This window comes from Pseudomonas sp. St290, assembly GCF_018325805.1.
GTDB classification, from domain to species: Bacteria; Pseudomonadota; Gammaproteobacteria; order Pseudomonadales; family Pseudomonadaceae; genus Aquipseudomonas; species Aquipseudomonas bijieensis.
Window position 1 is genome coordinate 1900701 of sequence record NZ_AP014703.1, and the last position, 25242, is coordinate 1925942.

At 48.3% G+C, this 25242-nt stretch carries 23 protein-coding genes; 22 read left to right on the forward strand and 1 reads right to left on the reverse strand.

The window, feature by feature from the left end:
* Positions 1-139 precede the first annotated feature (139 nt).
* From pseB to PBDP_RS08445, 22 genes are all read left to right on the forward strand, one after another.
* Positions 140-1138 (forward strand): UDP-N-acetylglucosamine 4,6-dehydratase (inverting), encoded by a 999-nt coding sequence (pseB, locus tag PBDP_RS08340; protein WP_046063026.1) that lies wholly within the window; start codon positions 140-142, stop codon positions 1136-1138.
* A gap of 3 nt (positions 1139-1141) precedes the next feature.
* Positions 1142-2302, forward strand: a complete 1161-nt coding sequence (gene pseC / locus PBDP_RS08345; protein WP_212802071.1) for a UDP-4-amino-4,6-dideoxy-N-acetyl-beta-L-altrosamine transaminase — start codon at positions 1142-1144, stop codon at positions 2300-2302.
* On the forward strand, positions 2299-3000 hold the full coding sequence (gene pseF / locus PBDP_RS08350) for a pseudaminic acid cytidylyltransferase (protein ID WP_046063028.1): 702 nt from the start codon (positions 2299-2301) through the stop codon (positions 2998-3000). Before pseC ends, pseF begins: the two co-directional genes overlap by 4 nt.
* A gap of 5 nt (positions 3001-3005) precedes the next feature.
* Positions 3006-4115, forward strand: a complete 1110-nt coding sequence (gene pseG / locus PBDP_RS08355) for a UDP-2,4-diacetamido-2,4,6-trideoxy-beta-L-altropyranose hydrolase (protein WP_212802483.1) — start codon at positions 3006-3008, stop codon at positions 4113-4115.
* Entirely contained in the window at positions 4108-4653 is a 546-nt protein-coding gene (gene pseH, locus PBDP_RS08360) for a UDP-4-amino-4,6-dideoxy-N-acetyl-beta-L-altrosamine N-acetyltransferase (RefSeq protein WP_249411842.1), read from the forward strand. Before pseG ends, pseH begins: the two co-directional genes overlap by 8 nt.
* Entirely contained in the window at positions 4640-5704 is a 1065-nt protein-coding gene (gene pseI, locus PBDP_RS08365) for a pseudaminic acid synthase (protein ID WP_046063030.1), read from the forward strand. Before pseH ends, pseI begins: the two co-directional genes overlap by 14 nt.
* Positions 5705-5854: 150 nt before the next feature.
* Positions 5855-6748 (forward strand): phytanoyl-CoA dioxygenase family protein, encoded by an 894-nt coding sequence (locus tag PBDP_RS08370; RefSeq protein WP_212802072.1) that lies wholly within the window; start codon positions 5855-5857, stop codon positions 6746-6748.
* A complete protein-coding gene (locus PBDP_RS08375) occupies positions 6745-7272 on the forward strand; it encodes an acyltransferase (RefSeq protein WP_212802073.1) in 528 nt (175 codons plus the stop codon). The genes PBDP_RS08370 and PBDP_RS08375 overlap by 4 nt, the downstream gene beginning before the upstream one ends.
* A 3-nt stretch (positions 7273-7275) precedes the next feature.
* A complete protein-coding gene (locus PBDP_RS08380; protein ID WP_212802074.1) occupies positions 7276-8610 on the forward strand; it encodes a hypothetical protein in 1335 nt (444 codons plus the stop codon).
* Positions 8601-9356 carry an acyltransferase gene (locus tag PBDP_RS08385; protein ID WP_212802075.1) on the forward strand — a complete coding sequence of 252 codons (756 nt, stop codon included), beginning with the start codon at positions 8601-8603 and terminating at the stop codon, positions 9354-9356. Before PBDP_RS08380 ends, PBDP_RS08385 begins: the two co-directional genes overlap by 10 nt.
* Positions 9357-9358: 2 nt before the next feature.
* Complete coding sequence (locus tag PBDP_RS08390) at positions 9359-10558, forward strand: hypothetical protein (protein WP_212802076.1); 1200 nt, start codon at positions 9359-9361, stop codon at positions 10556-10558.
* A 33-nt stretch (positions 10559-10591) separates the two neighbouring features.
* Positions 10592-11890 (forward strand): hypothetical protein, encoded by a 1299-nt coding sequence (locus PBDP_RS08395; protein ID WP_212802077.1) that lies wholly within the window; start codon positions 10592-10594, stop codon positions 11888-11890.
* A gap of 55 nt (positions 11891-11945) precedes the next feature.
* Entirely contained in the window at positions 11946-13061 is a 1116-nt protein-coding gene (locus tag PBDP_RS08400) for a glycosyltransferase family 4 protein (RefSeq protein ID WP_046063034.1), read from the forward strand.
* 135 nt (positions 13062-13196) lie between these two features.
* Positions 13197-14615 carry a mannose-1-phosphate guanylyltransferase/mannose-6-phosphate isomerase gene (locus PBDP_RS08405; protein ID WP_212802078.1) on the forward strand — a complete coding sequence of 473 codons (1419 nt, stop codon included), beginning with the start codon at positions 13197-13199 and terminating at the stop codon, positions 14613-14615.
* A gap of 166 nt (positions 14616-14781) precedes the next feature.
* Positions 14782-16167 carry an undecaprenyl-phosphate glucose phosphotransferase gene (locus tag PBDP_RS08410; protein WP_249411843.1) on the forward strand — a complete coding sequence of 462 codons (1386 nt, stop codon included), beginning with the start codon at positions 14782-14784 and terminating at the stop codon, positions 16165-16167.
* Positions 16164-17450 carry an O-antigen ligase family protein gene (locus PBDP_RS08415; RefSeq protein WP_212802079.1) on the forward strand — a complete coding sequence of 429 codons (1287 nt, stop codon included), beginning with the start codon at positions 16164-16166 and terminating at the stop codon, positions 17448-17450. The genes PBDP_RS08410 and PBDP_RS08415 overlap by 4 nt, the downstream gene beginning before the upstream one ends.
* 141 nt (positions 17451-17591) lie before the next feature.
* The gene (locus PBDP_RS08420; protein WP_212802080.1) at positions 17592-19559 is read left to right on the forward strand and encodes an acyltransferase family protein; all 1968 of its coding nucleotides are present in this window, start codon (positions 17592-17594) and stop codon (positions 19557-19559) included.
* Between the two features lie 121 nt (positions 19560-19680).
* The gene (locus PBDP_RS08425; RefSeq protein WP_212802081.1) at positions 19681-20691 is read left to right on the forward strand and encodes an MraY family glycosyltransferase; all 1011 of its coding nucleotides are present in this window, start codon (positions 19681-19683) and stop codon (positions 20689-20691) included.
* A gap of 25 nt (positions 20692-20716) precedes the next feature.
* Entirely contained in the window at positions 20717-22711 is a 1995-nt protein-coding gene (locus PBDP_RS08430) for a polysaccharide biosynthesis protein (RefSeq protein ID WP_212802082.1), read from the forward strand.
* Positions 22712-22827: 116 nt separating this feature from the next.
* Positions 22828-23163 carry a ComEA family DNA-binding protein gene (locus PBDP_RS08435; protein WP_212802083.1) on the forward strand — a complete coding sequence of 112 codons (336 nt, stop codon included), beginning with the start codon at positions 22828-22830 and terminating at the stop codon, positions 23161-23163.
* Positions 23164-23315: 152 nt separating this feature from the next.
* Positions 23316-23969 carry a GntR family transcriptional regulator gene (locus PBDP_RS08440; RefSeq protein WP_212802084.1) on the forward strand — a complete coding sequence of 218 codons (654 nt, stop codon included), beginning with the start codon at positions 23316-23318 and terminating at the stop codon, positions 23967-23969.
* Between the two features lie 15 nt (positions 23970-23984).
* The gene (locus PBDP_RS08445) at positions 23985-24836 is read left to right on the forward strand and encodes an urea carboxylase-associated family protein (protein WP_212802085.1); all 852 of its coding nucleotides are present in this window, start codon (positions 23985-23987) and stop codon (positions 24834-24836) included.
* A gap of 182 nt (positions 24837-25018) precedes the next feature.
* On the opposite strand, the gene PBDP_RS08450 is transcribed toward PBDP_RS08445, so the two are convergent.
* The gene (locus tag PBDP_RS08450) at positions 25019-25186 is read right to left on the reverse strand and encodes a DUF2897 family protein (protein ID WP_212802086.1); all 168 of its coding nucleotides are present in this window, start codon (positions 25184-25186) and stop codon (positions 25019-25021) included.
* Positions 25187-25242: the final 56 nt, after the last annotated feature.

A 25242-nucleotide genomic window follows, 5' to 3' on the forward strand; every position in this document is an offset into this window, starting at 1 on the left:
GCTTTACTGAACGGGTTGTATCTGAGCTTCTTTTTCATATTGTGCTGGATCTCATGGGTGACTTTACTGCCCGGCTCCGGCACCTTACCGTTTATTCCAATCCTGACATCATTCAGGAAGCAACCAAGGGACGCGTTAAATGTTCACCAACAAAACCATTCTCATCACAGGCGGTACTGGCTCTTTCGGGAATACCTTCGTGCCAATGACCTTGGCCAAGTACAACCCGAAAAAGATCATCATCTTCTCCCGGGATGAAATGAAACAGTGGGATATGGCCAAAAAGTTCGAGGGTGATTCGCGTGTTCGTTTCTTTATCGGCGACGTTCGCGACAAAGAGCGCTTGTATCGTGCCCTTGATGGTGTTGACTATGTGGTTCACGCGGCTGCGACCAAGATCGTACCCACTGCTGAGTACAACCCGTTCGAGTGCATCAAGACCAACATCAACGGCGCCATGAATCTGATCGATGCCTGCATCGACAAAGGCATCAAGCGCGTTGTCGCATTGTCTACTGACAAGGCCAGCAGCCCGATCAACCTGTACGGTGCAACCAAACTTGCATCCGACAAACTTTTCGTTGCCGGTAACTCTTATGCCGGTGGCCACGAGACCCGCATGGCAGTAGTGCGCTATGGCAACGTCATGGGCTCGCGTGGCTCGGTAATCCCCTTCTTCATGTCGATCAAGGACAGTGGCGAACTACCTATTACCGACGAGCGCATGACCCGGTTCATGATCTCTCTGGAAGAGGGCGTCGAGTTGGTTTGGCATGCTTTCGAAGACATGGAAGGCGGCGAGATCTACGTGAAGAAGATCCCGTCCATGAAGGTCACGGATCTTGCCCGTGTCGTTGCACCGGATGCCACGCAAAAAATCGTCGGTATCCGCCCAGGCGAAAAACTGCATGAGCAGATGATCAGCGCCGAGGACTCCTATTACACCTACGAGTACCCGGAACACTTCAAGATCCTGCCAGTGATCAACGAGTGGGCAAGCTGCGCAAAACGGATCAAGGATGGCAAGAAAGTCCCTGAAGGTTTTGTTTACGCGAGTGACAACAACACCGAATGGATGAGTGACGAAGATTTGCAGAGCTGGATCACCGCCAACGAAGCCAAAATTGGGAGCATCTGATACATGATTCCCTACGGTCGCCAGGACGTAACCCAAGCTGACATCGATGCGGTGATTGGGGTGTTGCAATCTGACTTTCTCACTCAAGGCCCGATGGTGCCTCGATTCGAACAGCAGGTTGCGCACCATGTGGGCGCCAGTCATGCGCTAGCTGTGAACAGTGCCACTTCGGCGTTGCACATCGCTTGCCTTGCGCTGGGTCTCGGTCCTGGTGACCGCCTGTGGACGAGCCCGGTTACCTTCGTTGCTTCTGCCAACTGCGGTTTGTATTGCGGTGCGCAGGTCGACTTCGTGGATATTGATCCACGTACCTATAACCTGTGCCCGCAAGCGCTTGAGCGTAAGCTGGAACAGGCTGAGCGCGAAGGAACCTTGCCAACAATCGTCGTGCCAGTACATTTATGTGGTCAGCCCTGCGACATGCAGGCGATTCATGCACTGGCCCGCCGTTATGGTTTCAAGATTATTGAAGACGCCTCGCACGCCATTGGCGGCAAATACAAAGGTGAATTCATCGGGAACGGTAAGTACAGCGACATCACTGTATTCAGTTTTCATCCGGTCAAAATCATCACCACCGCTGAGGGTGGCATGGCTCTGACCAACGATGCCGAGTTGGCCAGCAAAATGGCCCTGTTGCGCAGCCACGGTATTACCCGTGATCCGCAACAGATGACTCACGAAGCAGACGGGCCCTGGTACTACCAACAGATTGACCTGGGGTTCAACTACCGGATGACCGAACTGCAGGCTGCTTTAGGCGTCAGCCAGATGGAGCGCCTGGATCAGTACATCGCTCGTCGGCATCAATTGGCCGCCCGCTATAACGATCTGCTGGCGACGTTACCGGTGAGCACGCCGTGGCAACATGGCGATAGTTATTCGGGTTTGCATCTCTATGTGATTCGTCTGCAATTGGAAAAAATCACCAAGACTCACCGCCAAGTATTCGAGTCCTTGCGAGAACAAGGGATTGGCGTGAACCTGCATTATATTCCAGTGCACACCCAACCTTATTACGCGCGGATGGGTTTCAAGCCTGAGGACTTCCCAGTTGCACAAGACTACTACCGTGAAGCCATCAGTATTCCGATGTTCCAGACCATGACCAACGAGCAGCAGGACCAGGTAGTGGCAGCAATCGCCAAGGCCCTGCAAGCATGAGACTCGCCGTCATTCCTGCCCGGGGTGGCAGCAAACGTATTCCACGAAAAAACATCAAGGTGTTTTGCGGAAAACCGATGATCGCCTGGTCGATCCAGGCGGCATTAGAAAGTGGCTGCTTTGATAAAATAATTGTTTCCACCGACGATGAAGAGATCGCTGAAGTTGCCCGACAGTACGGTGCAAGCGTTCCGTTCACGCGACCGGCAGAACTGTCTGACGATTACACCGGGACTATTCCGGTAATTCAGCAGGCCATCGAGTGGTGCAACACGAATGGATTCTACGCTCGACAGGTTTGCTGTCTGTATGCGACTGCGCCCTTCGTGAGCCCCGAGGATCTGCGGCGTGGATTGAGCACGCTCGAGCTGTCGGGAAGCCAGTATGCGTTCTCGGTCACCAGCTATGCATTCCCTATTCAGCGGGCGGTTCGCCTGACTGGGGCCGGACGAGTGGAGATGTTCAATCCTGAGCTTTTCAATACCCGCTCCCAAGATCTTGAAGAAAGCTATCACGATGCCGGGCAGTTCTATTGGGGGCTGGCCGATGCCTGGCTGAAAGGCGAAATGATCTTCAGTCCCGAGTCCAGCGCAGTCCTGTTACCGCGTCACCGCGTGCAGGACATCGATACACCCGAGGATTGGGTTCGAGCAGAATGGCTGTACAAAGCCTTTCAAGCTGAGTCGAACCCTTCGTGAAAGCGATGAAGGTGGTTTTTCGAGCTGATGCCTCACTGCAAATAGGCAGCGGGCATGTCATGCGTTGCCTGACCTTGGCTGAAGCACTAAGGGCCGAGGGGGCTGAGTGCCATTTTATTTGTCGGGAGCATCCCGGAAATTTGTCCGATGTTATTCGGAGTAGAGGGTTTGACGTATACAGTCTCAGTCTTGATATAGACCTACAGCATAGCGACTTACTTGAATTAGATACAAACCCACTAGCGCATGCACATTGGTTAGGCACAAGCCAGGCAGAGGATGCTAAAGAAAGCGCCAAAGTGTTGAAAGCATTGCAACCTGATTGGTTGGTAGTCGATCATTATGCATTGGATGCCGATTGGGAGGCTTCCTTGCAGGTGTGTGTTAAAAGATTGATGGTTATAGATGACCTGGCAGATCGTCAGCACCTTTGTAATATTCTTCTTGACCAGACTTTAGGCCGCAACACAGACGACTATTCCGGGCTTGTACCTGCCGGTTGCGAGCTTTTATTAGGGGCTCAATACGCTCTTCTCCGCCCGGAATTCTCCAGGCTTCGCCAACGAAGTTTGGAGCAGCGCGGCTCAGCACGACTCAATCACCTGTTGATAACGATGGGGGGTGTTGACCAAGCTAACGCGACAGGGACCGCACTTCAGGCGTTGCGAACCTGCTCGCTCCCAGACGGTTGCACTATTAGTGTGGTAATGGGGTTGAAGGCTCCTTGGCTTGCTGAGGTGACCGAAACTGCGGCCACCATGCCATGGCCAACGAATGTGGTGGTGAATGTAAACGATATGGCTCAGCGTATGGCTGATTCTGACCTTATTGTCGGGGCAGCAGGTAGTACCTCTTGGGAGAGATGCTGTTTAGGGGTACCAACGATAATGGTTGTTTTGGCTGAAAATCAGAAACCCAGTGCCCATGCTCTGCAGTTGTCAGGCAGTGTTATGTTGATTGAAGATGTTGGAGATATAGCCCTTCGCCTACCTGAGATCATTGAACAACTAAAGTGTAGTGACGTGTTGCTTCGAATGAGTAAGTCTGCGCGCTTGGTGAGTGATGGAAGTGGTGTCAAGCGTGTTATTGAAAAGATGAGTGCTAATTATGTCTGATTCACCACGAACAGGTGCGTCCATACGCAAGATGACGACGAGTGATCTGGGATGTGTGTTGGCATGGCGTAATCATCCTGAAATTCGTCGATATATGTACACTCAGCATGAGATAGGTTTTGCAGAGCATAGTGCTTGGTTCGAAAAAGCCTCTCTGGATACACGTAAGCATTTACTGATTTTTGAGATGAATGGACTTCCTCAAGGTTATATCAATATCACCACGCTAAATTCGGGTGGGATAGCAGATTGGGGATTTTATATTGCGCCTGAAGCAATTAAAGGCACCGGGCGACAATTGGGGCAGATGGCTTTGACGTATGCCTTCGAAACTATTGGTCTGCATAAAGTCTGCGGGCAAGCACTTGCCTTCAATGAGCGTTCAATAAAATTTCATCGTGGTCTTGGATTTCAGCAAGAAGGAATTCTGCGTGACCAATATCACGATGGTAAAAACTATCATGCGGTAATCTGCTTTGGTTTGATAAGCCACGAATGGCCGCGTCCCTGTGAGAAAGACAAACATGTCAAGTCCTAGCATCAGCATTGCCGGTCGGAAAATTGGAACCGATGAACCTCCCTATATCATTGCGGAATTATCCGCTAATCACAACGGTAGGTTCGAAACGGCTATAAAAATCATAGACGAGGCCAAGAGGGCAGGTGCTGATGCGGTAAAGCTGCAGACCTATACCGCTGACACTATAACTCTTGATTGTGACTCAAAGGATTTTCAGATCAGTGGCGGGCTTTGGGATGGCCGCACATTATATGAGCTATATCAAGAAGCGCATATGCCATGGGAGTGGCACGAGCCTCTATTTGAGTATGCTAGAAAAATTGGTATTACTATATTTAGTTCGCCTTTTGACACAACGGCAGTAGATTTACTCGAAAGCCTCAATGCCCCAGCTTATAAAATTGCTTCTTTTGAAGCGATCGACCTTCCGTTGATAAAGTACGTGGCCAGTACCGGCAAGCCGATGATTATCTCAACAGGAATGGCTGACGCTGAGGAGATTCAGGAGGCCGTTGATGCAGCGCGTGATGGAGGTTGTAAGGAGCTGGCCATACTGCACTGTGTAAGTGGATATCCAGCTCCAGCCGCGGATTACAACCTTCGTACCATTCCTGACATGATGCGAAATTTCGGTCTTGTCACTGGTTTGTCAGACCATACACTGGATAATACAACCGCGATTACCAGCGTGGCGTTAGGCGCATCTATTATCGAAAAGCATTTCACCCTTGATCGTAGTGGTGGTGGCCCCGACGATAGCTTCTCACTGGAACCGGTCGAACTTGTGGCTTTATGTCGTGATAGTAAAACCGCATGGGCGGCCTTGGGCAAAGTTGATTATGGTCGCAAATCCAGTGAGCAAGGTAATGCTCAGTTTCGACGTTCTCTTTATTTTGTCAAAGCTCTGCAGGCAAACGATATTGTTACTGAGGATTCAGTAAGGAGTGTTAGGCCTGGGTTTGGGATACCTCCGAAATATATGAGTAAAATAATTGGGGGAAGAGTCAAGGTTGGAGTCAATAAAAATACTCCAGTGCGATTTGAAGACATAGATATTGAATTTGATTGAGCAGGGTGGTGTAAGGTTGTATTCAATTAGCTACTCTGCTGGTTTTTCGGGGAGGTGCTCTTGGAATTTGCTGGATGATTGTACGTTGAGCTAAGGGTGCTCGAATATAATCGGCAACGTTATCGTAGGGTTTAACGAAAGGACTGAGTTATGACTGAAACAAAGTTAAAGAAAATATTAGGTCGAGTTTATCCATTAAGAAGACTTGCTTTTTTCAGTCAGAGACTCATGATGAATCCAAGGGGCAGAGAACTTATCTCTGCCCTGGCCTGTAAGCGGTTGCCGAGTAAAACATTTTCTGTTACTCCTTATGAGGATGAGGCGGCCTCTTTACATAAAGCAGGATATGTGGCGCTGGATAATTTAGTGAAGGACAGCGAAGTTGAGGAAATGGTTGAGTGGTTCTCAGACAAGAAAGTTTTTGATCGTTGGAATGCGAGTAGCGGTTATTTCGATCCCGAAGTTCCTCCAGCAGATTGTCATACCGCGCCTTTTTCAACTGAAGATATTGTCAACTCACCACATGCAATAAAGTGGATCAATGATGAGAGAGTGCTTAAAGTTGTGGAGAGCATTTTGGGTGTGAAGCCTACGCTATCAAATTTGAGTGTTTGGTGGTCCTATCCAGGTCATGATGCCCCTCAGGAAGCAGAAAGTTTTCATCGTGATGTAGATGATCTACGGTTTATTAAGTTATTTATATATATGACGGATGTGGGGCTCGGTTCAGGCCCGCATGTCTTCGTTCCTACTAGTCATAGAGACCCAACGTTTAGGACAATTCGAAGGTACACCGACGAGGAGGTTGAGGCTGGTTTTGGAAAGGATGGTATAAAATATTTTACTGGCGCTAGAGGGACTGCCTTTTTAGAAAATACATTTGGTTTGCATAAAGGTCAGCTCCCCTCCTCGGAGCGGAGACTTTTGTTTCAGGCGCAGTATTCCCTCCACCCGATAGGAATATATGATTACAACCCGGTGCCGCTAGATAGAGATAAAGCTCCAAACGTGGATTTATATATAAATCGGCTTTATATAAAATGAAGAATAAATTGAAAAGTGTCGCTGAGTCGTTTTTTCGTATTTTTATCGTTAGATATTTTTTTAGAATGCTGGTCAAGCTTGGGAGCGGTTGCGGACGAGTTTGGGCCTTTGCTAAGGTAAGAGCCCTGGTGGATATACCTAAAGGGAGTAACTGTCATTGGAGCGTTGTTTTCAAATATCCTGAGAATATACATTTCTCAGGGAGAGTAATGTTGAGTCCTGGTTGTGTGATTGGGGCTATGTCTCCGGTTTCATTTGGTAACGAAGTTAGACTTTCTCAAGGGGTGCATCTGGAGACAGCTTCTCTAGATGTTAATGGTGATTTGCCTTATAAACACATAGCCAAGCCAATTACTATAGGGGATGGAGTGTGGATTGGTGCACACAGTATCATTTTGGGTGGGGTTTCAATTGGCAAAAACTCCGTCATTGGTGCGGGTGTAGTCGTAAGCAAAAGTATTCCAGAGAACTCGATTGTCGTTGGTCCTGGTTTCAGATTTATTGAACGAAAAGAAAAGTATTAACTCATGAAAATTGTAATGCTGGAAAATAGATATAAGACTTTTTTCTGGGATGCGTTGGCCGAATACTTTATCGAGCAAGGACATGTTGTCGCTTGGGTGGTGCAGAATCCTAGTTTCATGCCTAAAAATGGCGTGGCCAATGTAATAGCTTTTCCTTCGTCTAGGGATGCAAGGGCTCTTTCAAAATCTTACGGCCTCGAGAAAATTGTCAGGTCAGACAGATATATCAACTATTTTGGAGGGGATACTTCTCACTATGAGTACTACTATGCCGAAATAGAGCGCATTCTTTTAAAGGAAAAACCTGAACTCGTAATTGGTGAGGCGACGCTATTTCATGAGTTGATGGCCGTAGACTGGTGCAAGAAAAATGATGTGCCATTTTTTCACCCATCAATGCCGGGTTACCCGGGCGGGCGATACAGCATATATCTTGGTGATACCAAGGATGCGATTGGCGGGGCAACAGATTTACCTTCGGATGAAGAGTGTTATTCACTTGCAGAGGCGATACGTAAGCGTGAGCGTATCCCGGATTACATGCGGCCATCATTACCTACTGACCATGGACGTACATTCCCTGTCCATGGCTCCTTTGCGAATCGGTTGCTACTAATAAAAAGCTATCTTCGCGGAGAGCGATTTAATACTCCTTCTCCTTGGCGGAAGCGAAAGTTGGACAAGGCCGTGTCGCGGCGCCTTATTAGGTGGAGCGAAATTTGCGTAGAAAAATTTAAATTGGATGACGGATGTCGTTATCTCTTATATCCGATGCAAATGCAACCGGAGTCGAATCTTGATCTGTGGGGGCAGGAGTACCGGGAGCAGTCAAGGCTTATAAGTGACCTTGCAGATATCTTGCCTCCGGGGTGGAAACTACTTGTAAAGCTAAATCCTAAGTCAAAGTATGAGTTAGACGATACCTTGATAAACATACTCTCAGTGAATCATCGCATTATTCCAATCCCTTTTGAAATGGGAATGGATAAAATATTTAGTCGAGTTCATTTGGTGTGTACCGTTACCGGAACTATTGCTGTTGAAAGTATTCTTTCTTGTAAGCCTGTTGTTCAGTTTGGCCCGGGGATACTCTCTGATGAGGCTGGCTATGCGCATGCCAATAGTGTTGTGGAGATTAAGGATGTTATCGCACGCATTGAAGTTGCGCAGTTTCAGTTAGCTGATGACCAAGGCAGAACCGAATTGGTGAAAAAACTTTACTTTACTACCTTTCCAGGTTTTATCTCTGATCCAGCCAGTTTGCCCTCGGTGCTAGATTCGAAGAATATAATACAGGTTGGCGAGAATTTGATAAGGGTGGCTGAGCGATGCATCTGAAGAGAAAAGTTTCGGCTACTATTAGCTTGTTATGTCCACCGATGGTCTTCAAAAACGTTCTGTTACGCCTTCTTGGTTGGGAGATTGGAAGGGGCTGTAAGATTGGTTTTTCCTGGGTCGAAAGTAGAAAAATCATTTTGCGAGACTCGGTTAAGATTGGTCATGGAAACTATATATCATGTAAGACTCTGGTTTTAAGAGAGGGCTCGTATATTCAGCACTTCAACCAGATTAAAGGTGATGTTTGGGTGTTTTTGCAAGAGAGCGCGGCAATTGGTAACTTTAATAGAGTAATAAGAGCCAGGCGAGGTGTTACTTGGGGGCGATCAGTTTTGCGTTTAGGTGTTTTCTCTAAACTTACATCTAGGCATCTTGTTGATTGTACTCGTAGCGTTAGATTGGGTGATTACTCCACGATTGCAGGTGTGGCAAGCCAAATTTGGACCCACGGATATCTCCATGCCCCAACAGGCTTGGATCGATTTAGGATTGATGGCAGCATAAAGATCGGAAACAATGTTTATATAGGTTCTGCATGTGTCATTAATGCTGGGGTGAAAATTCATAATGGCATAACGGTCGGCGCCGCCTCTTGCGTTTCAAAATCCCTCGTATTGCCAGGGTTGTATGTGAGTCAGGCGCTGAGATGGATTGGCGCTGATTATGATGCTGCCAAGCACCGTTATCCCGAAGTAAAAGTTAATGGTTTAGTTGAAACGGTTTTCAATAAGAAACCGGGAGACTGAAATTGGGACAAATTGTAAGAAAACTTTCAGGTCACGCTGTCTTATTTGGTGTGTCGAAATCTTCAGTGTTGTTTGCTCCCTTCTTGGCTGCATGGTTATTAAGTAAAAGTCAATATGGCGCCCTTGAGTGGTGGCTTTCACTATCAATGACTATCGGTCCCATAATGACCTTGGGCGCTCAAGGTGTCGTTGCTTATGGTTCTTTGGGAGGAATGTTTTCTCCCTATGTAAGAGCTGCCGTTATATATATCTTTTTTGTTTGTTCTTCTACACTGCTCTTTGCTTTGCTGTTATCCGTAGTCGGAGCAGGGTGGAAGATCTCCTATGTCAGTGTGGTGGCGTTACAAAGTTCAATAGTCGTTCTGCAGTTGGTACTGTCTGCTCGTTTGAAGGGGCTAGGGAAGGGCGCCTGGGCTTCACTAGCAGAAAGCGCTCTATATATATCTCTGCTGTTCTCGTTGTTATTGGCGCTAGTGGGCGTGGATTTTGTATCTGGATTCATGTCGGTGATGATAGTCGTCGAATCTTTTATGTTATGGCTTTTGATTAAAGTGTCAGATCTGCCTAGGGTTAGTTGCTGGCGTCATGAGGACTATAAAAAAACGTTCTCTCTTAGCTACAGATTTCTCATCGGTGGCGCATTGATGGGGGCTTTTATGGCAGGGCCTAGATTGTTGATGGGATGGGTTAGTGATGAGAGCCTGGTTGCGGCTTTTTCGATAGTTTTCCGCTGGCTGTCTATAGCAATAGTAATTCATCAATTTATTAATACTTACTATTTTATGCGGATCTACGGCGGAGACCCAACTAAAAGAAAATTTGCTATTTTGGGGTGCGTAGGGTTGGTGGCGATATCTGCTGTCGTCATTGCACTCACGGTATCGTCTCATGCTATTCGTTCGACTGATATTCCTTTGCCTGACTCTAACGATGTATGGCTGATTTGGTCGATGGCCGGAATAATGATTTTATGGTCCACAAGTGCCTGTCTTGAGGGGGTTCTGAATAGTGCAGGCAGGGTCATGTCGCAATCAATCAGTGTAGCTTTGGGATTGATTGTTTCTTTAATAGTCTTTGGATATTTTTATTTCTGGGGGAACGATCATTACAAACTTTCGCTTACGATCGCGTGGGCTGCGGGTTTTGTCAGCATAGTTGTTCTACAGTTTATATTTGTGTTTAGGGCGAGGCTCTTTAGTTGATAGCTTTGCTTCTAAAACTAAAAAGGTGATGATATGACTGCTTCAGTCTTGAAGCTAACAGTGTTCTGTCCGCATAAAATTTTTTTGATGGGCGGTGGTCTATATTTTTTTATCTGGTTACTGGCGCCTATTGACTATAGTTATGAGGGGGGCGACTTTTCGGTACTTGTTTTATTTGCATATATATTTATTTTCTGTTTTGGGCTTTTTTTATCTTGCGGGCGAATGCGAGGAAAAGTGCTTCATGTGCATTTTAATGTCTCGCTCTTACGTAGGCTGACTTGGCTCGTTTTTTTTCTGGGTATGTCTGGTTTGGTTCTTCGGGTTTTTGAGCGCATTTTTATTCGGGCGGGAGGAAATATTAGTTCTGATTTCATGGCCAACAGGGAGATGATTGCATCAGGAGGTATGGGAAGTGTCGCTTTGGTTGGGGCTTTACTTTCGTCGATGTTTTTGTTCCTACCGTTTCTGATTGTTTTCATGAGAAGCGCAGGTATTCGGAGAGTCAGTCACTTTCCGATGCTGATTCTATCTGCTGTATTTGCTGTTTTTGATGTGGTTCTCCAAGGATCCCGAAGTGGAATGGTCATATTCATGGCCGTATGTTTGCTCTCAGTTCTGATGACAGGGTATATCAAGATTTCTTTGAGGAATGTTTTTTTAGGAGTGGTCGCGGCGATTGCTTTGGTTTGGTTCGCAGGTATGGTTTTTTGGGTGAGAACAGTGCAAATGGGAGTTGATCCGATAGCCTCTATGGAGCTTTCAGGTTATGCGCGATTTGCGCCTGCAAGTGAGGGCGTTGTCAACTATCTGACGAACAATGGTAGCGCCGGTATATCTGGGATTATATATGCCTTTACTCACTTTTCTCAGTATGTTACTCATGGGGTTTATGAGTTTTTTTATCTTTGCGGGTTGACTGACAGCGCGACGACTTATGGCTTACAAAGCTTTTATATTCCATCGAAAATTGTTATGTCTTTAGCAGAAGCAGGTAAGATCGAGGATATTTTAACTGCAGGCGTAGTCAGGCCAGGTGTTTACACCACACTATTCGGGCCAGTGCTTTATGATTTTGGCCCTCTAGGCGCGGGCTTTGCTTGTTTGCTTTTTGCTATAGTAATTGGAATGGTGGCGCGCAATGTAATGAACCAGAAATTATACTGGTTGCCAATATATTTGACTTTCTGCGCCTTTATACCTTTTTTTGCAGTGGTAAACTTGTTTTCGACCGGCCTCGGACAATATGCAATGATTGCTGCGCTTTTATTGGGAGTAATAATTAGGTTGTGCTTTTCCAAGTTGTTCTTAAAGTGCGACCCTTGCGGGTAATATGCTCATAATTTAGAAAAGTTGCGGTTATATTTTTATTTTTGTAGGGGTGGGTATGAAGGTTGCTATAGTTCACGATTGGCTTGTTACTTTTGCGGGGGCTGAAAAAGTATTGGCGGAGATTATTTGTCTTTGGCCTGAGGCTGATCTTTTCTCTGTTGTTGATTTTCTGTCTGCTAGCGATCGAGAGAAACTTGGAGGGAAACCCTCCAAGACAACATTTATTCAACATCTCCCTAGAGCCCGCACCCGGTATCAGCTATATTTACCGTTGATGCCTCTTGCGATTGAACAGTTAGATCTCTCTGCATATGATCTTGTTATAAGTAGCAGTCATGCTGTTGCTAAGGGTGTTATTACTGGTCCTGATCAACTGCATGTATGTTATTGTCACTCACCCATTCGCTATGCTTGGGATATGCAGGGGCAGTATCTAGCAGAGTCCGGTCTGGAGCGTGGACTGAAAGGTTGGTTGGCTCGCTATATGTTATATAAAATCAGGGGGTGGGATAGTAGGACAGCGAATAATGTGGAGTTTTTTGTCGCAAATAGTGACTATATTGGGCGCCGCATCAGTAAGGTATATAAGCGAGAGTCTATAACTATTCATCCTAATGTTGCGGTTGAAGATTTTAATGTTGTTGAAAGTAAAGACGATTTTTACCTTACGGCTTCACGTATGGTTCCTTATAAAAAAATGGATTTGATCGTCAAGGCATTCTCGGGTATGCCAGATAAAAAACTGATTGTTATAGGTGATGGTCCCCAGTTCGAAAAAGTTAAACATGCTGCTGGTCCAAATGTAACTATTATGGGGTATCAACCTTTTAATGTCTTACGGGATCATATGCAGCGTGCAAAGGCGTTCGTTTTCGCGGCTGAAGAGGATTTTGGAATCATTCCTGTTGAAGCGCAGGCGTGCGGTACTCCGGTGATCGCTTATGGTAAGGGTGGGGCACTTGAAACTGTTCTGGAGGAAAAAACAGGAGTTTTTTTTCACGAGCAAACCGAGGGCTCGATAAAGGATGCCGTGGGTAGATTTGAAGCAGACTTTGTTTTTGATCCGCTAGCAATTCGTGCTCATGCTGAAACATTTGCAACTAGCGTTTTTAGACGCAAATTCAAGGCATTTGTGGATCAGAAATGTACCGAATTTTTTATCTTTAAATAGCCTGTTCAGTACTGTTCGCTTTATCGCGTTAAGATTAGTTGGCTTTGCTCATGGGCGGGCACTAGCTGATGGTTGCTGAGTTGTGTAAGTCTAATTGCCCATTAGCATGATAATTATTATATAAGGTGTATTTTTATGTTGTATCCCATAATTATGGCTGGTGGGTCAGGCTCGCGCCTTTGGCCGCTATCTCGGCAACTCAAACCTAAGCAATTTTTACCGCTCGTTAACTCTGAGTATTCGATGCTGCAAGAGACGATTAAGCGACTTGAAGGTTTGGCGGCCGCAGAGCCTCGCTTGATATGTAACGAGCAGCATCGATTTCTCGCTGCCGAGCAGTTGCGTGAGCTAGGGATGGAGCAAGCCAATATTATTCTTGAGCCCGTTGGACGGAATACAGCTCCGGCAATTGCGTTGGCTGCGTTGCAAGCGCTAAGTAATGAGGAGGATCCGATACTATTCGTACTGGCAGCTGACCATCTCATTCAAGATGTTCAAGCTTTTCACTCAAGTGTTCAGGCCGCCTTGGCTTTCGCTAAGGCGGGTAAATTAGTTACCTTTGGCGTGGTTCCGACTTGCCCAGAAACGGGCTATGGCTATATAGAGAGGGGTAAATCGGTCGGACAAAACGGATATAGGGTCAGCCGTTTTGTGGAGAAGCCCGATCTACAAACTGCTGAGAGTTATATTGCTTCCGGGAACTATTTTTGGAATAGCGGTATGTTCATGTTTCGTGCTAGCCGCTATTTGGAAGAGCTTACGTTACATCGACCAGAAATTGTTATTGCCTGTCGTGAAGCTCTCGCGGGGGGCGAACAGGACATGTACTTTACTCGGGTTAATGCTGAGTCGTTCATGAAGTGCCCTGACGACTCGATTGACTACGCTGTGATGGAACAGACTGCCGATGCAGTCATGGTGCCTCTGGAGGCCGGCTGGAGTGATATTGGCTCGTGGTCTGCGCTTTGGGATGTTAACCCGAAGGACAGTAATGGAAATGTCTTTGTTGGTGATGTGCTTCATGAGGGTATCAGTAGTAGTTACGTGTATGCTGAACATCGCCTGGTTGCTGCGGTGGGCGTAACTGACATTGTAATAGTGGAAACCAAGGATGCAGTCTTGGTAACCCAGAAAAGTCATGTGCAGGATGTCAAGAAGATAGTCGAGCAACTAAAAAGCATAAAGCGTCACGAGCATGCCAACCACCGTGAGGTCTATCGCCCTTGGGGGGCTTACGATTGCATCGATAATGGGGCCCGCTATCAGGTCAAGCGTATTACTGTCAACCCAGGCGCGAAGCTTTCTGTTCAGCTGCATCACCACCGTGCGGAGCATTGGATCGTGGTGAGCGGGACTGCGCGGGTTACCAATGGTGAAAAAACCTACTTGGTCACTGAGAATCAGTCGACCTACATACCAATAGGTCAGGTTCATGCTCTTGAGAATCCGGGCGTTATCCCGCTCGAGCTCATTGAGGTGCAATCTGGATCCTATCTGGGTGAGGACGATATTGTACGTTTGGAAGACAAATACGGGCGTGTCAAGCCTAAATGAGCCCGAATGGAGCATTGGGTAGCATTTTTAGGTTTGCAATCCTATCCATATCTTGTTAGGTAAAATGCTGGTGCCGATATTTTTTTGTTTTTATTTGGATATTAAGCTTGTCGAGCTTTAGTATTCGCTATTCGGTCCCTATAACCTCGGAGATTGTGTAAAGGACATGCAAGTCATTCATCGCTATCAGCCTACCTTTGCGGAGCGTTATCCTGTGCCTTTTTTTGTGGCACTGCTGGATATGCTCATTGTAATCGCCGCAGGGCTGGTGGCCCATGAGTACCGTTTTAGCACCTTTGACATGATGGGGCGGTATAATACCGCAACCATGATTACTGCGATTGTTGTAGTGGTTTGTATGGCCTCCGGCGGGGTCTACGGTTCGCAACGGGGATATACATTCTGGCGACAATTAGGTGTGTTATTGGTTTGTTGGTGCTCGGCCGCCGGAATCCTTCTATCATTGTCGTTCTTCCTTAAAGTGTCAGATAACTATTCCAGAATTTGGTTTTCTTTGATGCTAGTTACCGGTGGTGTTCTGTGCCTGTTGCTGCGTTTGGCGGTATATCTACTATTGCGCCGCTTACGTTCTTCTGGGATGAACTTGAAGACAGTATTGCTGGTTGACTCGGGAGGCGAGTCCGCAGGGCAGCTACGTAGCGGGCGAGCATTGGACGGGTACGGTTTTAGAGTCGCAACGAATCTTAAGTACAGCCCTGATGAAGACTGGTTAAAGTGCCTGGCTGAAAGGGTAGATCAGCACAGTGTGCATGAAGTTTGGCTATGTTTACCGCTTAGCGAGGGAGGAGCGATACGCTCAATTCTTTACGCTCTACGCCACCACACGGTTGCTGTGCGTTTTATTCCCGAATGGGGAGATATTAGACTACTTAATCACCGGGTAAGCCATATTGCTGGCCTTTACTCCCTGGACTTGAGCTGCAGCCCTATCGACGGGCCGGCACAGGTACTGAAGCGACTTGAGGATTTAGTGATTGGTGGTTTGATCAGCTTATTAATATTTCCATTGTGTTTGTTAATAGGTGTCGCGATTAAATTAAGCTCGCCAGGACCCATTTTATTTAAGCAATACCGTATGGGGATCAATGGTAAACACTTTAAGGTTTACAAATTTCGTTCAATGGTCGTTCATAATGAAAGTGGCGGCGACGTGACACAGGCCTCTCGCAACGATAGCCGAGTGACGCGTATTGGAGCATTTTTAAGACGAACTAGCCTTGACGAGTTACCTCAGTTTTTTAACGTTCTACAAGGTCGTATGTCTATCGTCGGGCCGCGACCTCATGCGTTGGCTCATAATGAATATTACAAAGATTTAGTTGAATCATATATGCAACGGCACAAGGTCAAACCAGGCATCACCGGCTGGGCACAGGTTAGTGGCTATCGAGGTGAAACGGATACTTTGGATAAGATGCAAAAGCGCGTTGAATATGACCTGTGGTATATCGACAATTGGTCTTTGTGGATAGACATGAAAATAATTTTTCTCACGGTATTCAAAGGTTTTGTCAATAAGAACGCATTTTGAGCTTTTTGAATAAAGGTATTATTATGGTGAATGGTGTTCGGCTTGTTGCCGGAAGTTCTGTTAGCGCTAAGTGGCAGGTCGTTTTGCTTTGGGCGCTGGCGATAGGACTATTCATCCAAATAAGTGGTATGGTTTGGATGGTTTCAGGAAGTGCACGAAATACGCAGATATATCTTTGGTTATTGCTTCCAGCATTGATTTTTTCAGTCTGTGCAGTTTTAAGCCGAAGCCGGGTGCGACTAGAGATCCAGTACCTACCTTGGGTTGCGTTTCTAGTGTGGGGAGCGTTAAGTAGTATATGGGCGAGCAACTCGGAAACAAGCCCTCTCTCTTTTGCTAAGCGAGGCCTTTTTATCGCCTTGTTTCTGCTTGCCGTGTTCTTGCTTATGGATAGAGGCGAAGCCTTACTTCGTAGGGCTCTGTTAGCCGGCATATTGCTCGTTTCATTGGGCGCTCTAGCGACACTGGTTTATCAATTTGGATGGCTTGATCGTCCGCTGTCCTACCGGGCTTTTCGTGTTGATCGTTTAGGTATTGGAGAGTTTGCAAACTATCGATATCCAGTGGCTGCTGGCATTTTTCATGGGGCAATAGCTATATGGGTCTTCGGGGTTACTATAGGTCAACGTACTAGTCTGCGTAAGGCTCTGTTTTGGTTTTTGGCTTTTGTTGTGTTGGTGCTGTATGTGCTTCTGACATATGCCCGTGGTGCGTGGATCGGTCTAGGCGTAGGTTGTTTTGTTGCCGTGCTGCTGCAAAATTCTCGGAGAGGTTGGTGGGTTTTGGGCTTGTGTTCCATTGTGGTAGTTGTTGCGACTGTTGTTTGGTGGGAGCACTTACTCAATGAGTTATTTAAGCGTCAATTGTCCGGTAGGGGCCCAATTTGGGATTACTACTTTGCTGTGATGCGAGAGCATTGGACATTTGGATACGGCTTGGGAACTCCATTTAATTATGATTGGCCCGACGGTAAAACTTCTTCGCCCCATGCTCATAGCCTTTATCTTCAACAGATATATGATAGTGGTTTGGTGTCAATAGTGATGCTGGGTACAGGCTTGTTTGGTGTGTGTTATAAAGCTTGGTGCTGCCGAAGCAATCCTTGGGTTCGATTGGCATTTCCAGCGCTTGTGTACGCTTTGATCGTGATGTTGACCGACGTCGAACGCATCTTCACCCGTCCAGGAAGTTACTGGACCGTATTTTGGTTACCTGTCGCAATTTTGCTAGCAGTGAAAACTAGATCCAAAGAATTTGCATTGGATAGTTCATCTAGGGGATAGCGGAGACGGAGCACGGCCATCATGAATGGTCCCCCCATACCGTCCACGCCATTTCATTTTTTCTCGTGAGCGCGGCGGTTTCTTGGGAATCATGCATCTGACCGTGGGAGCAGGTGCCATACTAAAGGAGTCGGCGGTAGAATGATTGGTTACAGGTCGGAGATTGACGGACTGCGGGCGATAGCGGTGGTCAGTGTTGTACTCTTCCATGCGGGCTTTAGTTTCGTACCGGGAGGTTTTGTAGGTGTAGATGTTTTCTTTGTCATCTCTGGCTATTTGATTACATCCATGATTGTAAAAGAGATGGATGACGGAAAGTTCTCATTTTCGAACTTCTATGAGCGTCGTGCTCGTCGTCTACTGCCACCCCTCATTCCGGTTTTTATCGCAGCATGGTTTTTTTCATTTTTTCTTTTCAATGATCAGCAGTTTAGTGACTTTTGCCGTAGCGTGTATGCTGCGCTTGGCTTTGTTTCTAATTGGTTCTTCTTGTCAGAGGTTTCTTATTTTGACGGTCCAGGGGAACTAACCCCGCTGCTTCATATATGGTCTCTGTCTGTTGAGGAGCAGTTTTATTTTGTTTTTCCTATACTTTTGCTGGCAGCATGTAAATTAAATCGCAAGCGTCTACTCTCTATCAGTATCTTCCTTGCGCTTATTTCACTCATATACTCGATATATCTAATCGAGGAGTTTGAGCGGGAAACTGCTTTTTACAGCTCCTTAGCAAGATTTTGGGAGCTTCTAGTCGGAGCAATACTTGCTATCTCCGCGGTGCGGGCACCTCGTAGGATATTAGCTGTTGATGCTTTAGAGGTCATAGGATTATCGCTGATTTTGGTATCGGCGTTCACCTACTCTAAAGATACTATTTTTCCAGGGGCGACGGCATTGCTTCCGACGGTTGGAACTGCGCTTATAATTGCTGCTCAAGGACGCGGAAGAGTAGTCTCTGTTGTACTGAAGTCTAGACCTTTCGTTTGGGTCGGTTTAGTTTCTTATTCACTATATCTATGGCACTGGCCTATCCTCGTTGCAATCCGCACAGGTAAACCTGCAGCTACCTTGGGGGAACTGTCTGTTGGTCTCTTAATTGCCTTTGTACTGGCGCTAGCTTCGTATTTTCTCATCGAGCAGCCAGTCAGGAAGAAAATTGTTATCGGATCAACGCGCCAAGCGTACGCAATGGCAGCAACCTTCTTGATTGGGGCCGCAGCACTCGTGTATGTGGGTTCAACTCCGAAGTTTGCCGCAATTCAATTGTCTGCGTTTACTGAGACTCGTGCCAAGTTATACAATGGTGACAAGGCGACTATGCTTTCTCGGATTGAGGAAGAAACTGCCATTTATATGAAAGATTTAAATGTAAATTTCCATGGTAGAATTTCGCAATATGATCCTAAAATTCATAGCGGCTGGACATGTAGTTATGATCAGGGTAATACGATTGAGCGTTTATTTCAGTGTTTGATATCTCAAGCCAAGGCGGAAAACGTTCTTGTTATGGGGGATAGTGTCGGAAGAGACACTTTGCATGCGTTAAGAAGGGCGTTTCCGGGTACGAATTTTATAATGCTTCACCAGTCAAGTTGCCCGCCGGGGGATGTTAAGGCTAAGTGCTTTCCACAATTGGAAGAGTTGCTGAAGCGCGTTGCGAGTGCAATAGATATAAAAGCAATTGTAATAAATTTCCAGTACCGGCCGCGGGAATGGATAGATGTAGAGTCTGGATTGTTGGCGGCAAAATCCGTAACTAGTAATGTGATCATGCTGGGGGTGGCGCCGCTGTTAGGTATGAACTCGGCGGACTACATAAAATCCTTGCCTGATGGTCAATCTGTACCTCTATTCTACCCTGCGGATAATAAAAACATTATTCGCTGGAGTTATCAGGATCTCGCCAATGATGCCCGCAAGATGGCTGAAAAGCATAATGTCTTTTTTGTCAATGTGTTGGATTTTTTCTGCCCCGCCGAGCAGTGTAGGCTGTGGGTTGATAACCGATACGGGGATCCGTTACTGTTTGACCTGCAACATCTTACGAACCATGGGATTTCAGAATTTTCGGGATACCTAAAATCTCAACCACTATTGAAACAGATAATGTGATCGTCTGACTTTTGGATTGTAGGAGCAAATCTGCCCCAGTGTCTTGCTCCGACCATCCATCCGTTGTGAATCCGACCTTTGATCCGGCGATGGGGAGGACATTATTGGAGTCCCGCAAACGATGAATTATTGGTGGCTCATTCCGGTACTGTTCGGCCTTTCCTATGCGCTTACTGCCATTTGGCGCCGCTACGCTCTTTCAAATCGTGTGCTGGATGTCCCTAATGACCGCAGTTCCCACTCGGTAGCCATGCCGCGTGGTGGCGGGCTGGCGATCGTACTGACGTTTCTCGGAGCGTTGGTAGTTCTGTCTATGGGAGGCCTGCTAGCTCGGACATTTTTTTTGGCTCTTGTGGGCGCCGGAGCGCTAACCGCTGTTATTGGTTTTCTCGACGATCGTGGGCATGTTGCCGCGCGATGGCGGTTGCTGGCGCATTTTCTGTCGGCGATCTGGGGAATTTACTGGCTCGGAGGATTACCGGCTATCAACGTGTTTGGTGTCAGCATTGAGCTGGGTTGGTACGGTTGTCTGCTGGCGGTGATATACCTGGTCTGGATGATCAATTTGTACAATTTCATGGACGGCATCGATGGCATCGCCGGTGTTGAAGCAGTGACAGCCTGCCTTGGCGCTTGTCTATTGTATTGGCTGAACAATACGCCGGATCAAATTTGGTCCCCGATTTTGCTGGCGGCTTGTGTTTCAGGGTTCCTCTGTTGGAACTTTCCACCGGCAAAGATCTTCATGGGGGATGCTGGTAGTGGTTTTTTGGGGTTGGTGATCGGTATGCTGACGCTTCAGGCTGCCTGGGTTTCGCTCAGCCTGTTTTGGGGCTGGTTGATACTGTTAGGCATTTTCATCGTGGATGCGACGTTTACGCTGCTACGTCGTTTGGTTCGGGGGGAAAAAGTTTACGAAGCACATCGGGCTCACGCTTATCAATTTGCTTCGCGTCGATATGGCAAGCATCTGCCCGTAACCTTGGCGGTAGGCCTTATCAATCTGTTTTGGCTACTGCCGATTGCGTTTTGTGTGGTTCATTACAAACTGAATGGTGTCGGGGGTATCGCCTTGGCTTATATCCCATTGATTTTATTGGTAATTAAGTACCGGGCGGGTCAGCCAGAATAGCGGAAATTACAGGTGACGGGCGGATATGGATAAAGTCAGAACGTATTTGCTTGGGCTTCGCTGGTGGCAAAAACGATTGATCCAGGTTGCCACCGACACGGTGTTGGTGTGGCTTGCTTTGTTGCTGGCATTCATGATCCGTCTTGGCATTGATGACATGTATAACCCCGTTCGGGTTCATTTGTGGCTTTTCATCTTTGCTCCACTTGTCTCCATCCCGCTTTTCATACGCTTGGGCATGTATCGCGCCGTCATGCGCTATTTCGGAAATGATGCGCTGATCACCATCGTCAAGGCGGTGAGTCTTTCATCTCTGATCCTGACTGTTGTCGTCTATTGGTACAGCAACCACCAAGCTCTTGTCCCACGCTCCATCATCTTCATTTATTGGTGGCTGAGCTTGCTGATCATCGGCGGGCTGCGTCTGTGTATGCGCCAATACTTCATGGGCGACTGGTTTGCTGCTGCTCAGCACGTACCGTTCACCAGTCGCGATGATGGTCTGACCAAAGTTGCCATCTATGGTGCGGGTGTGGCGGGTAATCAGTTGGTTGCTGCGTTGCGCATGGGCCGAATGATGCGTCCCGTTGCATTCATCGACGACGATCCAAGTATCGCTTATCGCTCTATCTCGGGCCTCCAGGTTTACAAGCCCAAGCATATCCAAAGGATGATCAATGTCACTGGTGCTCAGGAAATCCTTTTGGCCCTACCTTCATCTACTCGTGCGCGTCGCAGGGAGATTCTGAGCTTGTTGGAAGGTTTTCCGCTTCACGTTCGTAGCGTGCCGAATTTCATGGATTTGGCCAGTGGACGGGTGAAAGTGGATGATATCCAAGAAGTGGATATTGCAGACTTGCTCGGCCGCGACGCCGTACCAGCGCAGACCAATTTGCTCGAGCGCTGTATCAAGGGCAAGACGGTGATGGTGACGGGGGCAGGCGGGTCGATTGGTTCGGAATTATGCCGGCAAATTTTTTCCTTGGGACCAAGCACGCTTTTGCTGTTCGAACACAGTGAGTTCAATCTCTATAGCATTCTTTCTGAGCTGGAGCCGCCTGCCTGTCAGCAAGCTATGTCGGTCAAGCTGTTACCCATTCTAGGATCCATCCGTCATCAAGAGAAACTGCTTGATGTGATGAAAACCTGGAAAGTTGATACGGTTTATCATGCCGCTGCCTACAAACATGTGCCCATGATCGAGCACAATATTGCCGAGGGTATGTTAAATAATGTCATCGGTACGCTTAACACTGCTCAGGCAGCCTTGCAGTCGGGTGTTTCCAACTTTGTGTTGATTTCCTCGGACAAGGCCGTAAGGCCGACGAATGTCATGGGCAGTACTAAGCGTTTGGCCGAGTTAACCCTTCAAGCTTTGAGTAGAGAAGTTGCTCCGGTGCTATTTGGCGACGCGACCAATATTTCGCGGGTAAACAAAACCCGTTTCACAATGGTTCGTTTTGGCAATGTTCTGGGCTCATCCGGCTCGGTCATTCCTCTATTTCATCGCCAGATCAAAGCTGGCGGGCCTCTGACGGTCACTCATCCGAAAATCACCCGATACTTCATGACTATCCCTGAAGCTGCACAGCTGGTGATTCAGGCCGGTTCGATGGGGCAGGGCGGGGATGTGTTTATGCTGGATATGGGGGAGCCGGTGAAGATTGTCGAGCTGGCCGAGAAAATGATTCACCTGTCAGGCTTGAGCATTCGTTCAGAACGTAATCCCCAGGGTGATATCTCCATTGAGTTCACCGGTCTGCGGCCCGGTGAAAAACTGTATGAAGAACTGTTGATCGGAGATAATGTCGCTGCGACTGATCATCCCATGATCATGGCGGCCCGTGAGGACCATCTGCCTTGGGACGTTTTAAAGCTGAAACTTAATGACCTTCTCAGTGCCATTGAGGCTGACGATTATGGACGGGTGCGTCAGTTGTTGCGCGAGACGGTCAATGGCTATGCGCCTGATGGCGAAATTGTCGACTGGATGAGTCAGCAACGCCGTCTCGAACCCTGATTGTTACATACGCTGTAACGTACACATTTTTGACAGCGATACATCATCGCCTAAGTTTGAGAAGCAGCTTCGGAAAAGCTGCTTCTCTCCTTTAACGATGTCATGGAGCGTCATTTATGCGTACAGGCTATTTCTACTCTCTGATTTTTACCCTTCTGACCAGCGCCTCGATTGCGGCTATAGCCGCTCCCGCGGTCAAATCCGAGCCTATCGCTACGCCGCAGGTATTGGAGCAGCCAGCCAAAACGCAGAGTACCAAGGTCGATTTGAACGGGGCGGATGCTGCAACTCTGCAGCGCGAGCTGTCAGGGATAGGCAAGGGCAAGGCTGAAGCAATTGTTGCGTATCGGGAGAGTAATGGGCCGTTCTCTTCGGTAGAAGAATTATTGGAGGTCAAGGGAATCGGCAAGGCGATTCTCGACAGGAACCGTGACAAGCTGGAAGTGAATTGAGTTTGTGATTGAAGGAGGCCGGTCGAATTGACTGGCCTTTTTGCTTTCTGGTGGATGCAAATCCTGGACGAATTCTGCAAGCGCCTCCCTTTGGCACAAATAATGATTACCTACAGCCAATCGATTGTTCAACAATCTGAGGTTTCCATTTCATGATCAACACACTCTCCCTCGCTGACCACATTACCTTGGAGCTGCGCGCCGACATCATCAACGGTCGCCTGCTGCCAGGCATGGCATTGGTGGAGAACAACCTGGTCTCGGCCTACAACGCCTCGCGCAACACCATCCGCGAAGCGTTACACCGCCTGGGCCAGGAAGGGTTGACCCGTTACGTGCGCAACAAAGGAGTGATGGTCCGCAGGTTAGGTGTCGATGACGTGCGAGATCTGTTCAAGGTCCGTCGCACCCTGGAACTGCAAGCCATCCTGGGCAGCCAACCATTGCGTGAGTATCAATCCGACCGGATGCTCGAAGCCCTCGAGGCTGCGGATTTGGCTCGCGAGCGTGAGGACTGGCGTTCGGTCGGTACCCATGGGCTGGCCTTTCATCAGCACATCGTTGGATTGATGCGCAGTCCGCTGCTGGATGAGTTTTTCACCAATGTGGTCGCGCAACTGCGTCTGGTATTTAGCTCCGCGCCTGATGAGGCGCGTTTCCAGGCACCGTGGCTGGCCCGTGATCGACGTATCCATGATTGGCTGGCCGAAGGCGACAAGCTTGCGGCTCACGAAGCCATGAGCCTTTACCTCGACGATTCCGAGCGACTGCTTTTGCAGTTGCTGACGCCCACCCCTCACCACTGATCAAGGATCCGCGCCATGTACAAAGACTACCCAGCCGCCTACCAGGTCAGCAAAGGCTCAGCCCTGCAGGTGGACAAACCCTTCTACGACCGCATCCGCACCCAGCAGGACAAGCGCACGCTGATTGAGCAGTTCGAAGTGCCGATCCGTACCGGCCGCGCCTGGCACGTACCCGCCGGGCATGTATTCCGCGTCACCACACCGGTGGGCCCGCAGGTGGGAGACTTCAACGTCTGGAACGCTCATGATCCGCGGGAACGCCTGTGGGCGGCGCGTACGCGCCAACTTCAGGGTGCCCATGTCAGCACCCATGATCGGTTGTGGTCGAACCTGCCATTCCTGCGGCCATTAGTGACCATCACCGATGACAGTCTGGCCGGCTACGGCATCGATGAGCATGGCGGACGATTGCACGATCTGCTGGGCACGCGCTGTGATCCGTATGTGAACCGGATGCTCACCGAGGAGGACTTTCACCATCATTGCCACTCGAACCTGACCCGCGCGGTGCTGCCCCACGGCCTGACGGAGTTCGATGTGCATGACGTACTGAATATTTTCCAGTGCACGGGCCTCAATCATGACGACATGTACTTCATGAAGGCCTGTCCGGCGCAGAAGGGTGATTACCTGGAATTCTTTGCCGAGATTGATCTGTTGTGTGCCCTGTCCACCTGCCCGGGTGGTGACCTGTCGTTGGCGATGTGGGGGCCGGATGCACAGGATCCACTCAGCGTCTGTCGTCCGCTGGGAGTGGAGATCTATCGGCTGGAGGAATCATTGCTGCAAGGCTGGAGCCAGCCTGAGCGGGCGGCGTACAAGGGGTTGCATGGCTTGCATATCGCCAAGGCGGATTGGGAAAAGTGAAGCCGAAGGCGCGGGCTTTTTGTGGCGAGGGAGCTTGCTCCCGCTGGGCTGCGTAGCAGCCCCAACGGCTAAAACCCGATTAGCCTGACACTCCGCGCCAGCAGGTTTAGGGCCGCTTCGCGCCCCAGCGGGAGCAAGCTCCCTCGCCACAAAAGCACTATGTAGCCGGGACAGGTAATAGCTCAACGATCCTTGGCCTCCTTCGCATCCATTTCCGCGTTGCGCTCGGCAACACGCTTGCGCTGTTCATCTGTCAGTTCGACCTTGGTGGCGGTGTCGCGCAACATCATCAGACCACCAATGATCGAGCCGATTGCAACAATCAGAATCAACCAGGCATACCAGGGCATAGGGCTCTCCTTGAGGGGGCGATGGACGGACGAACATTTCGCCGATCCATCGCACC